General features: G+C 68.3%; 14 protein-coding genes. 9 read left to right on the top strand and 5 right to left on the bottom strand.

Features of this window, described 5'->3' with window-relative positions; genetic code table 11:
• The 5 genes from ACYVF7_RS31920 to ACYVF7_RS31900 are packed head-to-tail and all read right to left on the bottom strand — an operon-like array spanning position 1 to position 5,069.
• Positions 1-1,401: an MmgE/PrpD family protein gene (locus ACYVF7_RS31920; RefSeq protein WP_460348038.1), complete on the bottom strand. Its 1,401-nt coding sequence runs from the start codon at positions 1,399-1,401 to the stop codon at positions 1-3.
• The gene (locus ACYVF7_RS31915; RefSeq protein WP_460348036.1) at positions 1,398-2,201 is read right to left on the bottom strand and encodes a cyclase family protein; all 804 of its coding nucleotides are present in this window, start codon (positions 2,199-2,201) and stop codon (positions 1,398-1,400) included. The genes ACYVF7_RS31920 and ACYVF7_RS31915 overlap by 4 nt, the downstream gene beginning before the upstream one ends.
• A complete protein-coding gene (locus ACYVF7_RS31910) occupies positions 2,198-3,061 on the bottom strand; it encodes an HpcH/HpaI aldolase/citrate lyase family protein (protein ID WP_460348034.1) in 864 nt (287 codons plus the stop codon). The genes ACYVF7_RS31915 and ACYVF7_RS31910 overlap by 4 nt, the downstream gene beginning before the upstream one ends.
• Before the next feature lie 2 nt (positions 3,062-3,063).
• Positions 3,064-4,254: a CaiB/BaiF CoA transferase family protein gene (locus tag ACYVF7_RS31905; RefSeq protein ID WP_460348032.1), complete on the bottom strand. Its 1,191-nt coding sequence runs from the start codon at positions 4,252-4,254 to the stop codon at positions 3,064-3,066.
• Positions 4,251-5,069 (bottom strand): IclR family transcriptional regulator, encoded by an 819-nt coding sequence (locus ACYVF7_RS31900; protein ID WP_460348030.1) that lies wholly within the window; start codon positions 5,067-5,069, stop codon positions 4,251-4,253. The genes ACYVF7_RS31905 and ACYVF7_RS31900 overlap by 4 nt, the downstream gene beginning before the upstream one ends.
• Positions 5,070-5,257: 188 nt before the next feature.
• Between ACYVF7_RS31900 and ACYVF7_RS31895 the strand changes: the two genes are divergently transcribed.
• From ACYVF7_RS31895 to ACYVF7_RS31855, 9 genes are all read left to right on the top strand, one after another.
• The gene (locus tag ACYVF7_RS31895) at positions 5,258-6,493 is read left to right on the top strand and encodes an ABC transporter substrate-binding protein (protein WP_460348028.1); all 1,236 of its coding nucleotides are present in this window, start codon (positions 5,258-5,260) and stop codon (positions 6,491-6,493) included.
• 23 nt (positions 6,494-6,516) lie between these two features.
• Entirely contained in the window at positions 6,517-7,509 is a 993-nt protein-coding gene (locus ACYVF7_RS31890; RefSeq protein WP_460348026.1) for a branched-chain amino acid ABC transporter permease, read from the top strand.
• Positions 7,506-8,504: a branched-chain amino acid ABC transporter permease gene (locus tag ACYVF7_RS31885; protein WP_460348024.1), complete on the top strand. Its 999-nt coding sequence runs from the start codon at positions 7,506-7,508 to the stop codon at positions 8,502-8,504. Before ACYVF7_RS31890 ends, ACYVF7_RS31885 begins: the two co-directional genes overlap by 4 nt.
• Positions 8,501-9,295, top strand: coding sequence for an ABC transporter ATP-binding protein (locus ACYVF7_RS31880; RefSeq protein ID WP_460348022.1), 795 nt, complete (start codon positions 8,501-8,503; stop codon positions 9,293-9,295). The genes ACYVF7_RS31885 and ACYVF7_RS31880 overlap by 4 nt, the downstream gene beginning before the upstream one ends.
• On the top strand, positions 9,289-9,990 hold the full coding sequence (locus ACYVF7_RS31875) for an ABC transporter ATP-binding protein (protein WP_460348020.1): 702 nt from the start codon (positions 9,289-9,291) through the stop codon (positions 9,988-9,990). The genes ACYVF7_RS31880 and ACYVF7_RS31875 overlap by 7 nt, the downstream gene beginning before the upstream one ends.
• A 14-nt stretch (positions 9,991-10,004) precedes the next feature.
• On the top strand, positions 10,005-11,441 hold the full coding sequence (locus ACYVF7_RS31870) for a dihydroorotase (RefSeq protein ID WP_460348018.1): 1,437 nt from the start codon (positions 10,005-10,007) through the stop codon (positions 11,439-11,441).
• A gap of 3 nt (positions 11,442-11,444) precedes the next feature.
• Entirely contained in the window at positions 11,445-12,782 is a 1,338-nt protein-coding gene (locus ACYVF7_RS31865) for an MmgE/PrpD family protein (RefSeq protein WP_460348016.1), read from the top strand.
• Positions 12,783-12,952: 170 nt separating this feature from the next.
• Entirely contained in the window at positions 12,953-13,417 is a 465-nt protein-coding gene (locus ACYVF7_RS31860) for a hypothetical protein (RefSeq protein WP_460348014.1), read from the top strand.
• The gene (locus tag ACYVF7_RS31855) at positions 13,414-14,778 is read left to right on the top strand and encodes an FAD-dependent oxidoreductase (RefSeq protein ID WP_460348011.1); all 1,365 of its coding nucleotides are present in this window, start codon (positions 13,414-13,416) and stop codon (positions 14,776-14,778) included. The genes ACYVF7_RS31860 and ACYVF7_RS31855 overlap by 4 nt, the downstream gene beginning before the upstream one ends.
• Positions 14,779-14,799: the final 21 nt, after the last annotated feature.

Below are 14,799 nucleotides of genomic sequence, written 5' to 3'. Positions count from 1 at the left end.
TCATTCTCCGATCAACAGGGCGGTCAGCGTACGGACGTCCTCGAGGGACGGGAGGCCGAGGGACTGCCGGGCGATCTGATCCGCACGCTCGGCGTCGACCGCACGGGCGGCGTTGAGGCGGAACTTCGTCGCTAGTTCCTCATCCGTCAGCGGTGCGCTGGGGCCGCCCCGGTTGACGTCGACCCGTTCCTCGAACCACCGGCCCGAGTGGGTCCGCACCCTCAAGACCGCCGGGAACTGGTGTGGAAAGATCTCATCGCAGCGGGCGTCCTGAACGCAGCGCACTTGCGCCGCGAGGGCACGACGACGCGGATCGCGAGCCGCGGCATCAGTGAAGTCCTCGTGGAAGAGGCCGAGGCCATCCCCGCCGAGCAAAGCTGCGGCGACGGTGTACGGGCCGCTGAAGGCTGCGGCGTATCCGGTTTCGGGCCGGCCCTTGTCCTCTGGCGGCTGAGCGATCGTGCGCAGCACCGGGCGGGGCGCACCCAACTCGATCTCCGCGATGTCGTCAGGATCGACGCCACGCCGCCGTATGCGCAGCGCCGCGTCGATCCCCGCGTGGGTGAAGTGGTTGCAGGGATACGGCTTGAAAAAGATTCCAGGAAGCTCCCAGACGCTTCCGAGCCTGTCGATCACCCTGGAGGCATCGGCCCGGTCACCGCAATATGCCTGCAGGAATCCGAATCGCCCCTCGATGACGGTGGGTGGGCCGGTGAGGCCATGCCTGGCCAGGTCGGCCGCGGTTACGCCGCAGTGCGCCGCCCAGCCACAGTGCACGCGCTTCACCGTGCCACCGGTGCGGTTGGCCTCCAGCAACCCCGCGCCCATGCTCGCCGCGATGCCGGCGGCTGAGGCGATCCCGTCACGATCGAGGCCGCGCAGCATCGCGGCGGCCAGCGCCGCACCGATGGCGCCGCAGATCGCGGTGGCATGAAGCCCACGTTCGAAGAATATCGAATTACCCAATTGGGAGTCATAACCTGCCATGCCGAGTCGCACGCAGATCTCGACGCCGTAACCCGCCGCGTCGAGCAGCGCCGCACCATCGGCACCGACCGCTTCGGCGACCGCCAGCGCGGCGGGGACGACGCTCGAACTCGGGTGCAATATGGACGGGAGGTGGGTGTCATCGAAGTCGAGAGCGTGCGCGAGGGTTCCGTTCACAAGGGCGGCGGTGGCGACCGGCCGACGACGACCGCTCCCGAGCGCGACGGCCTGCCCGGGGCCACCCCACTCCTCGGCCAGTGCCGCCACGACCTGGGAAGGGCCGAGCGTGGTCGCCGCGAGGGCGTTACCCAGCACGTCGAGGACGCGGCGCGCCACGTCGGCGCGCAGGTCCGGCGGGAGCCCCTTCTCCCTGACCTCGGCCGCCACCTCGGCGACCCGCTGAATCACCGTCATCGCCCCACCACCGCGAGCGGCCGGACCGGAGACCCCGTGCCTCCAACGATCTTGAGGGGGGTGAGGACGAACATGAACTCGGTGAGACCCCGAGCGTCCTCGAGGTTGAGGTTCTCGATGATGTGAATGCCGTGCTCGACGAGGAGCATGCGGTGCACTGGCAGGACACGGTGTCCCGTACCGGGTGGTATGGACTCGTAGGCGGTGGTGTCGGCGCCGGTGGCGACGACACCACGAGCGGCCAGCCACTTCGCACCACTCTCGGTGACCCCTGGGACGCCACTGTCATGACCAAGGTAGGACGGTGGGTCGTTCCATCGCCGCGCCCAGCCGGTACGGACCAAGACGACGTCCCCACGCCCGGGTATGACCAAGGCCTGGTCGGCCGCATCGGCGAGATCGTTGTCCGTGATCTGGTAGCCGCCGGGAAGGACATCGACGCCCGTGGCCATGGCGACGTCGAGGAGCACACCCCGGCAGACGAGCGGTTCCATCTCATCAACGCCGAGCTGATCGAAACGGCCGCCGCGTTGGGCCTCCGCCGCGTCCACACCGCCGTACAGCCGGCCGTCGTGGGAGACGTGCGCGAGAGCGTCCACATGCGTACCGACGTGCCCGCCCATGACGAGGAGCTCATTCGCTGCGGAGCCGCCATCAGGGCGAGTCATGTCGCCGTGCCGGCGGAGCAGGGCCATGCGGAAGCCTGGATGGTTGGGCGATACCGGAATATCCGAGGCGAGCGGTTGGGCCAGATCGATGATCCGGACTCCTGACGCCAGCGCGCCGAGCAGTGCGTTCAAGTGTCTTCCTCCTCTGAATGGAGCGTCGGACCGGCGTCTTCTTCCCCGGCTGTGAGAAGGACCCAGCGCGCCGATTCGGCGACCGCCGGGTCGACGAAACGGCCGTCGCGGGTGCGCAGCGCCGCCCTTCCCATGGCGATGGCCGTTCGGAGGGTCGCCAGCAGTTCGCGGGCCTCGGCCACCTCCGTACGAGACGGGGTGAATACGTCGTTGATGACCGGAACCTGGTTGGGATGGACGGCAGAACGGCCGAAAAATCCCAGTGCGCGGCCTGCGCGAGTGTCGACGCGCAACCTCTCTGGGTCACCGAGCCGGGTGTACACACTCATGACCGGGCCGGGCAGGCCAGCGGCGCGCGCGGCGGTGACCACTCGGGACCGCGCGTATGCGAGTCCGTCATCGCGGACGCGCATGTCGGCGCGGAGATCGGCCTCACCCAGCCCGATCAGCGCCACGCGCGGCGATGCCAGGGCGATCTCGTACGCCCGCTCGACGCCGAGGGCACTCTCCAGAAGCGGGTGCACCATGGCGTCGCAGCCCTCCGCGTCCAGCCACGAGATGACCGCACGGACGGTCTCGGCCGACTCGCACTTGGGGACGCGCAACCCGGCAAGGCCGGAACGAGCGACGGCTCGGACGTCATCACGGGCCCACGGCGAGGCGTGGTGATTGATACGGACCCAGACCGGCCGATCGTGCTGGGCACCGACCAACTCAGCCACCGCCGCTCGCGCCCGTTCCTTCTGGTCGGCCGGTACCGCGTCCTCAAGGTCGACCACGATCGCGTCCGCCGGTCCGGCCAGAGCCTTGGCGAACAGTTCGGGCCGGTGCGCGGGAACGTACAGCCAGCTACGGTTCACGGTCAGATGACCCTCTTGGCGCGAAGGTCCGCGAGTTGCTCCTCACTCAGACCGAGGCGCCCGTACACTTCCGCGTTGTGCGCGCCGCGCGGCGGCCCTGCCCATCGGATCCGGCCAGGGGTTTCCGATAGACGGAAGACGACGTTCTGCATCCGCACCGGACCGAGTTCAGGGTCGTCGATGGTGATGATCGAGTCGAGCGCCGCGTACTGAGGGTCGGCCAGAACATCACGCACGTCGTAGATCGGCGCGATTGCCGCCTGCGCCTGTTCGAAGGCCCGGATGACCTCCTCACGAGTGTGCCGGGAGATCCAGCCGCCGACGGCCTCATCGAGTGCGTCGACGTGCTCGGCTCGCCCGGCGCCGGAGGAGAACCATGGCCGGTCGATGAACTCTGGACAGCCGACCAGCCGCATGACCCGCTCGGCCACGCTCTGCGCCGAGGTGGAGATCGCCACCCACGTCCCGTCCTTGGTGCGGTAGGTATTGCGAGGAGCGTTGTTGCTCGATCGGTTCCCCGTCCTCGGCTGAACGATTCCGAGCTGGTCGTACACGGTCGGCTGCGGTCCGAGAAGCGTGAGGATCGGCTCGATGATGGCCATGTCGACGACCTGTCCGCGTCCGGTCACGTCCCGGGCCCGCAGTGCGGTCATGATGGCGTAAGCGGTGGCCAGCGCGGCGATCCCATCGGCGAGCCCGAACGGCGGGAGCGTCGGCGGGCCGCCCGGCTCGCCGGTGATCGCGGCGAACCCGCTCATGGCCTCCGCGAGCGTCCCGAATCCGGGCCTGCTCGCGTATGGACCGACCTGCCCGAATCCGGTGACCCGGGCCACGACGAGCCGGGGATTGATCTCCAGCAGCGACTCGGGGGCGAGTCCCCAACGCTCCAGCGTGCCGGGCCGGAAGTTCTCGACGAACACATCGGCGTTCGCAATCAGCCGCTTGAACAACTCCTGACCCTCGGAGGTGCCGAGATAGAGTGTGACAGCCCGTTTGTTGCGAGAGATCACCTTCCACCACAGCCCAACGCCGTTCTTGCTCGCGCCATGGTCGCGTACCGGATCGCTCTTGTCCGGATGTTCGATTTTGATCACGTCGGCACCGAAGTCGCCGAGCATCGTGGCGGCGAGCGGCCCGGCGAACAGCGTCGCCGTGTCGATCACGGTGAGACCGTGCAGTGCCTGGTCGGTCACGCTTCTTTGTCCTTTCCGTCCATGATCCTCAGGCCGGATCGCCCGCCGAGGGCCTGGGAGATCTCCTCGGCCGCCGCCCTGACCAGCGGTGCGTACGTGGCGACATCATCGGGACCGAAACGGTCGATCGGACCGCACAGACTGATCGATCCTCGTACGCCGTCGACGTCGAAGACCGGCGCGGCGACCGAGCCGGCGTCAGGTCGGCGCTCTCCTCGGGAGACCGCGACCCCGTCTCGGACGATCTCGGCGAGCGCGGTGCGCAGCCGGTCGGCGTCGCGAATGGTCTGAGAGGTCAGTGGAGCGAGCCCGTCGCGCAGGATCGCCTCGCGTCTGGCCTCCGGGAGGTGGGCCAGGATCGCCTTACTCGACGAGCCGGCGTGCAGCGGGAACGCGCGTCCGATCTCCACAAGCATCTTGATCTCGTGGGGACTTGCGAACTGATCGAGGTAGACCCGGGAGTCGCCGACGAGCTGAGACAACGTGCTGGTCTCCCCGGTCTCCTCACGCAGCCGTCGCAGCACGGGCCGGGCGGCCGAACGCAGGTCCGAGTCGCGCAGCGCCCGCGCGCCCAATGCGGCCGCCGCCGGCCCGAGTCTGTACCCCCGCGTCGCCTCGTCGGCGATGACCATCTCGCGCGAGGCGAGCGAGGTGAGGATGCGATGCACCACCGCCTTGGCCAGTCCCAGCTCGCGACTGATCGTGCTCACGCCGAGCGAGTCGGGGCCGCTGATGAACAGCAGCAGGACGTCGGCCACACGGGCGGCGGCCTCGGTGCCACCGCCACCCCTCTTCTCAATCTCTGTTCCGCTCACAGGAACGATCCTAGCCCTCCGTCGGGCACCATGCGACTGGCTGCGACGCATGCATCTGAACACTTGAGCAGCTAGAGGAAAACATCTATTGACCGATGACGCAAGCGGGTGTCACGATTCTGGACACCTACTCGTTCCGATGAGAGGAACATGCGGGCTGGCAACTGTCCCGCAGGTCGGGAGCTGAAATGCAAAACCTGAAACTCGCCGGTCTGGCAGCGGCGGTCGGCCTGGCCGCGGCGGCCTGTGGCGGCTCCGCGCCGACGGGCTCCACCGGCACCGGAGGAGGAGGCAACGGCGGCACGATCACCATCGGGTCGATCCACCCGCTGACCGGTCCGCTGGCCTTCGACGGTCAGCAGATGGCGAAGGCGGTGAAATTCGCAGTCGATCAGATCAACGCCGCAGGAGGCATCAAGTCGCTGGGCGGCGCCAAGTTGAAACTCGCCGACGCCGACAGCCAGGGCAAACCCGAGATAGGGCAGAGCGAAGCGCAACGGCTGATCCAGCAGGGCGCCGTGGCGCTCGTCGGCCCATATCAGTCAGCAGTCGCCGCGAACGTCGCCGCGGTCGCCGAGCGCAACCGCGTTCCGTTTGTCATCGACGTCGCCGTGGCCGATGACATCCTCCAGCATGGCTACACCTACTCGTTCCGCCTCCAGCCCAACGCCTCGTCCATGGGCACACGCGGCGCGGACTACCTCCATCAGCTCGCCGACCAGAAGAAAATCAAGATCAGAAAGGTCGCGGTCCTGCACGAGCAGACCGACTTCGGCACGAGCGTCTACAAGGCCTTCGCAGCGGAGGCGAAGAAGCAGGACGTGCAAATCGGACCGGAGCTGACCTACGACGCCCAGCAGGTCTCCGACCTCACCACCCAGATCACACAGGTGAAGGCGGCCGGAGCAGACGCTCTCGTCGTGATCGGCTACTACCGCGACGGTGTACTCGCCGCCAAGGCCGTGGCCGCCGTCCAGCCGGGTGTGAAACTGGTCTTCGGCGTAGCCGACGGCGCCTTCGACCTCCCCCAGTTCGCCAAGGACGCGGGCTCGGCAGGCGATCTGTTCTTCGACTCCAACTACCACTTCAACGCGCTCGATCCACAGATGCGGAAGCTGGCGGCCGATTTCAAAGCCACCTACGGTGAGGACATCCGCACATCCTCGGTACTGTCGTACGAGTCGGTGCGCTTGATCGCCGAGGCACTCCAGCAGTCGGGCAGTCGTGACCCCAGGAAGCTGCGCGACACGATCGCAGGTCTGTCGTTCAACTCGTTGATGGCCTTCTCCGGTCCGGTGCGGTTCGACCGGACCGGGCAGAACACCTCCGCGACGCCGATCGTGATGCAGTCGCAGGACGGCCGGATCGAACAGGTGTTCCCAAAGAACTTCGCCGAAGCTCAACCGCGAGTGTCCGCGCCGTGAGGAACACCATGCGATCGGATGCGATGGATACCACGGCCGCGGGCGAGGCGGCGGAGGCCACCGCCGTGGCCGACCGTGCGCTCTGGCGGCGGCTCGGCTTCGTGGCCCTGGCCGCGATCTCTGCGCTCGTCCTCGCTTATCTTCGCGTGAGCAGCCGTGACGTCGTGACTCAGTCGGTGGTGACCGGCCTTCTCAGCGGCGGTGTATACGGCCTCGCCGCGATGGGGCTCACCCTTATCTTCGGCGTGCTGAACATCGTCAACTTCGCGCACGGGTCGTTCATGACCCTTGCGATGTACGGCACCTTCGTGCTCGCCGTACGCCTGAGCCTCGACCCGTATCTGACGCTGCTCATCACCGTCCCGCTCATGTTCGGACTCGGGTTCGCCCTGCAAAGCGGCCTGCTCAACCGCACGATGGGCCGGTCGCTGGAGAGCCAGCTCCTCATCACGCTGGGCCTAGGGTTGCTGATCGAGAACGGGCTGCTGCTGACCTTCGGCGGGAATCCGCGCAGCGTGAAGGTCGACTACTCCTCGACCGTCCGGCTGTTCGGCGTGGTGGCCGACCTGACCCGAATCCTCGCATTCGCCGGTGCGTTGCTCCTGGCCGGCACGCTGTACCTCCTCCTTCGGCACACCCGCGTGGGTACGTCCATCCGCGCGGTTGCCGCCAGCCCCGAGGGGGCGCGGCTCGTCGGCATCGACATCCGGCGGACGTACCGGCTCACATTCGCGCTCGGTGCCGCCTGCGCGGGCGCGGCAGGGACACTTGTTGCCCCGTTCGTCACGATTGAGGCGACGGCGGGGCAGCTGTTCAACAACCTGGCCTTCGTCGTCGTCATCCTCGGCGGAATGGGCAATGTGGCGGGCGCCCTCATCGGTGGGCTGCTCATCGGGCTGACCGAGCAGCTCGGCGGGGTGCTCCTGCCGGGGCAGAGTCCGCTGCTGGCGGTGTTCACGGTCTTCCTCATCGTCCTCTTCGTCAGGCCCCAGGGGCTCTTCGGGAGGGAAGCATGAGCGGCGTAGGCCGGCGGTTGCTCGCACTCACCGGCGCCTCGGCCCTCGTCGGTCTGCTGCCCTTCGTGCTGCCCGCACCGCAGGAGGCCGTCGCCGTCCGAGTGTTGATCTTCGCGCTGATGGGCGTCGCCTGGAACGTGATGAGCGGCTACGGAGGCATGTTCAGCTTCGGTCACGCCGCCTACTTCGGTCTCGGCGCCTATGCCGACGCCTTCCTCCTGGTGCGGTTCGATGTCTCGCCGTGGATCGGAATCGTGGTGGGGGCGCTGCTCGCGGCCGGCTTCGGAGTACTCACCGGATTCTTGTCCTTCCGCTACCGGCTCAAGGGCGCATACTTCGCGCTCGCCACGTTCGCGTTCGCCGAGATGCTGCGGCTGACCGCGGTCAAGTTCCAGCCGATTCATGGCGCGGCCGGAATCAACGTCCCGCTCGTCAAGGGTTCGTCGTGGTGGATGCTGCAGTTCCCCGCCGGCTCGTCGAACTACTTCTGGACCATCCTGATCCTGACGACCATCGCGGTGGCGGTCACCATCGTGCTGCGGCCATCGAGGTCGGGGCAGTACGTGATCGCCATCCGCGAGGATGAGACGGCCGCCTCGTCACTCGGGGTCCCGGTCAGGCGCTACAAGCTGCTCACCATCGCGCTGAGCGCCGCGCTGACCGCCGTCGCCGGTGCCTTCTACACACAGTATTACCTGTTCATCGATCCCGATCTGGCATTCGGAAGTCCGGTCTCCATCCAGGCGATCCTGCCCTCGGTCGTCGGCGGTGTCGGCACGATCTGGGGTCCCATCGTAGGTGCGCTCATCCTCGGCCCCCTCTCGGATGTGATCGCCACGGTGCTGCGAAATCCGCCTGCGGCCCTCTCCTTCCTCCAAGGTCGATCGGGCCTGGACGTCATCGTCTACGCGGCCTTGCTGATCGCCGTGGTCGTCGCCCTGCCCACGGGTGTGTACGGCATGCTCAAGTCCCGGCTCAGGCGAGGTGACGTATGAACGCGGAACCGATCCTGTCCGTGCTAGGCGTCTCGAAATCGTACGGCGGACTGCGGGCGCTGCACGATGTGACCTTCGAGGTGGGCGAAGGCCGCATCCTGGGGATCATCGGCCCCAACGGCGCGGGTAAGACGACGCTGTTCGGCGCCATCTCCGGTGGCCTCACGGCCGCCTCGGGCGCCGTGCGGTTCGCCGGCACCGACGTCACCCATTGGTCCGACCATCGGAGGGCCCGCGCTGGACTCGTCCGAACCTTTCAGCTGATGCGGCCGTTCGCGGCGATGAGCGTGCTCGACAACGTGGCGGTCGCCGCGCAGGGTACGGTACGGCGGCGCGGCCAGGCGCGTGCCGCAGCCGACGCGGTCATCGAGAGGGTCGGCCTCGCCCGTTACCGTGACCAGCGCTCGGGAGCGTTGCCGACCGCGGCGCTCAAGCGTCTGGAACTGGCGCGCGCGTTGGCCCTGCGACCACGGGTGCTCCTCCTCGACGAGGTGCTGGCAGGACTTCTTCCGGCGGAGCGGGAGCCCGTCCTGGACCTAATCGCGAATCTGCGTGACGAGGGCGTCACCATCGTCTTCGTCGAGCATGTCATGGCGGCCGTGATGCGGCTCTCCGACGAGGTGCTCGTGCTCGATCGAGGTCGCGTGCTCGCGGTCGGTCCCCCTGCGGCGGTCACCCGCGATGCCCGGGTCGTCGAGGCCTACCTCGGCACCGCGACAGCCGCCGAACGGCCCGACGCCGATGCTCGGCCGCGCCGTCCGCATGACGTTCAGAGTGAGCCGCCATGCTGACGCTCGACCACGTCTCAGCCGGCTACCAGGGCCTACGAATCATCCATGACCTGTCGATCCGAGTGGATGGCGGAGAGATCGTTGCGCTCGTCGGCGCGAACGGTGCGGGCAAGACCACGATGCTTCGTGCGATCTGCGGGCAGATCCGGCCCACCGGCGGGAAGGTGGCCTTCGCCGGGCGCGACATCACAGGGGTCCGTCCGAACGATATCGTCCGCGCCGGCCTGGTCCACGTGCCTGAGGGACGCGACCTGTTCGGGACCCTCACGGTGGCCGAGAACCTCGACATGGGTGGATACACCCGTACGACCGCCGAGCGGGCGCGAACGCTCCAGGAGGTCTACGAACTGTTCCCGGTACTGGCCGAGCGGCGCAGGCAGGTCGCGGAGACGCTGAGCGGCGGGCAGCAGCAGATGCTGGCGATCGGCCGGGCACTGATGGCACAGCCCCGCATGCTCATGCTCGACGAGCCTTCGATCGGCCTTGCGCCAAAGCTCGTCACCGCCGTCCTGGACGCGGTCCAGGACATCCGCCGGCGCGGCGTCACCTTGCTGCTCGTGGAGCAGAACGCGGCCCAGGCGCTGGCCATCTGTGACCGTGCGTACGTGATGGAGAGCGGCTCGATCGTCCTGGAGGGCGAAGGGACCGCCATGGTGAACGACCAGCGGGTACGCCGTGCGTACCTCGGAATGTAAGAGAGGAATCTCCTATGGCTAGGTTCGACACCGTCGTGCTGAACGGCAGGGCTGTCGTCCCTGTTCGCGGAGCGGTGCGCGCGGACATCGCGATCAAGGATGGCCGGGTCGCGGCGTTGGGCGAATTCACGGCGGCCGACGCCGATGAGGTGATCGATGCCGCCGGCCTCGTGCTCCCCGGCGCCATCGACGCCCACTTCCACCTGGGAATCTACCGGGACCTGGCCGAAGACGCGCGCAGCGAGACTGCGTCGGCCGTGGCCGGCGGTGTGACGACCGTCCTCAGCTACTTCCGCACCGGCCACCACTACCTGAACAAGTCAGGCCCCTATCGAGAGATCCTCCCGGAGGTCGTGGAGCTGACCCGTGGCAACGTCCGCTGCGACGTCGGGTACCACCTCGCCCCTATGACCAGCGGTCAGGTCGACGAGATCCCCGAGTTGGTCCAGAACGGCGTCACTTCCTTCAAGTACTACATGTTCTATAAGGGGATGAATCTCGCCGGTGACACCCGTGGTGCGGCGAGCGCCTCCGACTACACCATGTCCGAGGCGTACGACCTCGGACATCTGTTCAAGATCATGGAGCAGGTCGCGGCGGCCGATGCCGCCCATGACGACCGCCGGGTCTCCCTGTCGATCCACGCCGAGCAGCCCGAGCTGATCCGGATTTTCGCCGAACGCGCGGCAGCCGCCGGATACGCCAATCCGCTGGAGGAGTACAGCAGCGCGAGACCGCCGTTCGAGGAGCAGGTCGCAATCCACGAGGCCGGACTCATCGCCGCCAGGACCGGCGCCCCGATCAACTTCCTGCACCTGTCGAGCGCGGACGCCCTGGACGCGGCCATGGAGGTCCGGCGGCGCTTCCCGCACCTCGACATCCGCATCGAGACGACCCTGCATCACCTGGCGCTGTCCTACGAGAGCTACTCCGACCAGCGTGCGAAGGTGAACCCGCCGATCCGGACCGATGCCGACGTCGAACGGCTGTGGCAGGGGATCGCCTCCGGCGAAGTCGACTGGGTCGTCTCCGATCATGCCTGCTGTTCAGAAGAGAACAAGCAGGGGGAACTGTGGAGCGCGCTTCCCGGCTTCGGTGGCACCGCGCTGCTGTACCCGGTTCTCCTGACGGAAGGCCTGCGCCGGGGTCTCTCCCTGACGAGGATCGTCGACCTGGCGTGCACCACACCCGCGCGGTCGTACGGGCTCGTCCCGCGCAAGGGCGCGATCAGCCTCGGCGGCGATGCCGACCTCACCATCGTGGACATGGAGACCGAGGAGCCGGTCACCACCGAGCGTCTCCTGTCGGCCCAGGAGTACACCCCGTTCGAGGGAATCAAACTCGTCGGCTGGCCGGTCCGCACGCTGCTGCGCGGCCGCACGGTCTACCGCGACGGTGTGCTGACCGGCGATCCCGTCGGTGCCTACCTTCCCAGGCCGGCGGGGGCTTGAGCCATGTCGTCGGACACCGCGGCGGCGACCCACCGGCTCGGTACGTGGGTCGCCGCACTACGGTGGGAGAACGTTCCCGCGACGGTGCGGGAGCGCCTCCTCCTCGCGCTCTATGACCACCTGGGCGTCGCCGCGGTCGGCGCCCGGCTTCCCGAGCACGTCGCGCTGGTCCGCGCCTGGGATCCGCCCCCGGGCGCCGCCGCGATCGTCGGCGCCGCGCGGCGCACCACACCGGACACGGCCGCATGGCTGAACGGGACGGCCGCCTGCGCGCTCGAGCTGGACGAGGGCAACAAGTACGCACGCGGGCACCCGGCCGCGCACGGCTTCCCCGCCGTGCTGGCCATGGCACAGGCGCAGCCGACCGTGGACGGACCGAGTCTGTGCGCGGCGCTCCTCGCCGCCTATGAGGTCGCGAGCCGTTTCGGCCGGGCCACCGCGATACGGCCGGGCGTGCACCCGCATGGCTGCTGGGGGGTTCCCGGTGCTGCGGCAGGCGTCGCCAGGTTGCTCGAACTGACCCCAGAGAAGACCGCCGCAGCCATCGACACCGCCTGCGGGCTGCCGATCGCCGGCCATTTCGAATCGGCCTTGTCCGGTAACCCGGTCCGTAACGCCTGGATCGGTCAGAGCAACCTCTCCGGGATCATCGCTGCGCGCATGGCGGCCGCGGGGACGGCCCGTGTCACCGGCACGGCCGCTCACAGCCTGGGCGAGGTGCTGGGCACGTTCGATCCCGAAGCGCTCACTGAGGAACTCGGCACCCGGTACGACGTGACTCTCAACTATTACAAACGGCATGCTTCCTGCTCCTTCACCCACCCGCCGGTCGATGCGGTCCTGGCCCTCGCCGTGCCGCCCGACCGGGTGGCCGCGGTCGATGTGGAGACGCACTCGCTGGCGAAGGGACTCACCCGCATGAGGTGGCCGACTCGGCTCGCAGCAATGTTCTCCACGCCCTACGCGGTCGCGGCCGCGCTCGTTCGCGGACGGCTGGACCCGGCAGCGACGTCAGAGGATGCGCTCCGCGATCCAGCGATCACGAGGCTCGCCGAGCGGGTCAGCGTCCGGGTCGCCGCCGATCTCGACGCGCGGCTACCCGACGAACGGGCCGCCCGGGTGACCGTCGTGCTGGACGATGGAACCCGGGTCACGCGAACTGTGCCGAACCCTGTCGGCGACGCGGCCTACCTCCCCTTCGACAGGGAACAGGTCGACGCGAAGCTCACCGGCCTGCTCGGGCCCGGTGATCCGTATCTGACCCGTATTCGCCTTCTCGTGGACACCCTGCCGACCGCCGATGACGTGGTCGGCCTGCTCGCCACCCTGGGAGAGCCCTGATGCGCCTGGCCGCGATCACCCCCATCCGCGTTTCGGCGGAGGAACTGACACGACGGCAGAGCCGCTACGACCGGCTCACTTCTCCGACTTTGCGCGTGCGCGTACACAATCTTCCCGACGGGCCACTCGCCTTGGAGACGGCAGTTGACATTCGTCGTTCCGCCGAGCTCGTGGCTCGCGCCATCGACGGCCTCGACCCGACGACCTACGACGCCGTGCTGCCCGACTGCGTACTCGATCCGGCCGTGCCCGGGTCGAGTGTCCACGGCATCCTCAGGCTCACAGCGGGCTTCCTCACCGGCTGCGGCCTCCCCTTCGGCGCCGTGACCCGTAACCCTGCCATCGGCGCCGAACTCGCCGACCGACTTCGCGCGTACGGGCTGGACGGCGGATACGTCGGCGGAGCGGTCCTGGGGCTCGACCTCGCCGCCGTCGCCGACGACCGGCGCTGGAACGGCGCACTGGGCGAGGCTGTGACAGGGCTCGCCGACCGGGGAGCCGCGGTCGTGATCAATGGATGTTCGGCGGTTGACGTCGCGACGGTCTCCGGTGTCACCGTCATCGATCCGACCGCGCTCACACTTCGGCTGCTCGCCGTCGGCGTCGACGCGCTCCCCGAGGTGATGGCAGCGTGAGCAGTGTCGATCTCGTCGTCGCCGGGGCCGGCGGCGGCCTCGTCGGAGCGCTCCGTGCCGCGGCGCGGGGGCTTTCCGTGCTGGTCGTCGAAGCCAGCGAGCACTACCGGCGGGGCAATAACACCGCGATGTCGACCGCGATGGTGCCAGGCGCGGGAACCCGCTGGCAGGAGGCCGCCGGCGTCGAGGACACCCCCGCCCGGTTCGTCAGCGACATCATGGCCAAGACGCACGGCACGGCCGACCCGCGCTTGTCCAGGGCGCTCGCCGAGGTCAGTGGCCCACTGGTCACATGGCTCGCCGACGAACTCGGACTGCCCATCGAACTGGTCACCGATTTCCCGTATCCAGGCCACTCGGCGTTCCGGTGTCACACGATTCCGGGCCGATCTGGGCAAGCACTGCTCGATCACCTCGTGCGTGCCGCGGTCTCGATCGACACGCTCGTCCCCGCCCGGCTGGTCGGAGTACGGCCCGGCCCCGTCATGGCCGCGGTGGTGGAGTATCCGGACGGCGCCCGGGAGGAGATTCCATGCCGTACGGTCCTCCTTGCCACCAGTGGGTTCGGTGCGGCTCCGCAACTGGTGCGCCAGCACATCCCCGAGATCGCCGACGCGACCTACCACGGCAGTGAGCAGGCTAAGGGAGACGCACTGCGGATCGGCACGGAACTCGGCGCGGCGGCCGCCTACCTCGACGCCTACCAGGGACATGCCGCCGTCGCACTGCCCGCGGCAACCTTGGTCGGATGGGCGACGATCATGCATGGGGCCGTGCTGGTCGACGCTGGAGGCGACCGCTTCGGGGACGAGACCTGCGGCTACTCCGAGTACGCGGCGATGCTCGCGGCTCGGCCTGGCAACCACGGCTGGATCGTCCTGGACCGACGGATCCACGACGCCTGCATGCCATTCCGCGACTTCCGTGACGCAGTGGAATCCGGCGTACTGACTTGGACGGCCGACGTCGAAGAGTTGGCCACGGCGATGGGTATCGACGCGAGTCGGCTCGACCGCACCATCGCCACCGCCGTCAGGGCCGCCGAAGGAATAGGACCGGACCCGTACGGGCGTGCCCGATGGGAGGCGCCATTGGCTCCCCCGTACGCGGCCGTGCGAGTGAGCCCGTGCCTCTTTCACACCCAGGGCGGTCTGGTCGTTGACCAACATGCCCGGGTTCTTCGGGATGACGGCACTCCCATTCCCGGCCTATACGCCTCCGGCGGAGCAGCCATGGGTATCTCGGGACATGGAGCCGCAGGCTACCTCGCCGGCAACGGCCTGCTCCCGGCACTGGGGTTTGCATTTCTTGCGGCCGACGACGCTGCCGAGATGACGAATGCACTCCGGGCGCAGGGGTAGAAGCCGGTCTGTGGGATGCTC

Source organism: Actinoallomurus acanthiterrae, from assembly GCF_054775715.1.
The sequence above is the reverse complement of the archived record's forward strand: the minus strand, read 5'-3'. Positions and strand labels throughout refer to the sequence as shown.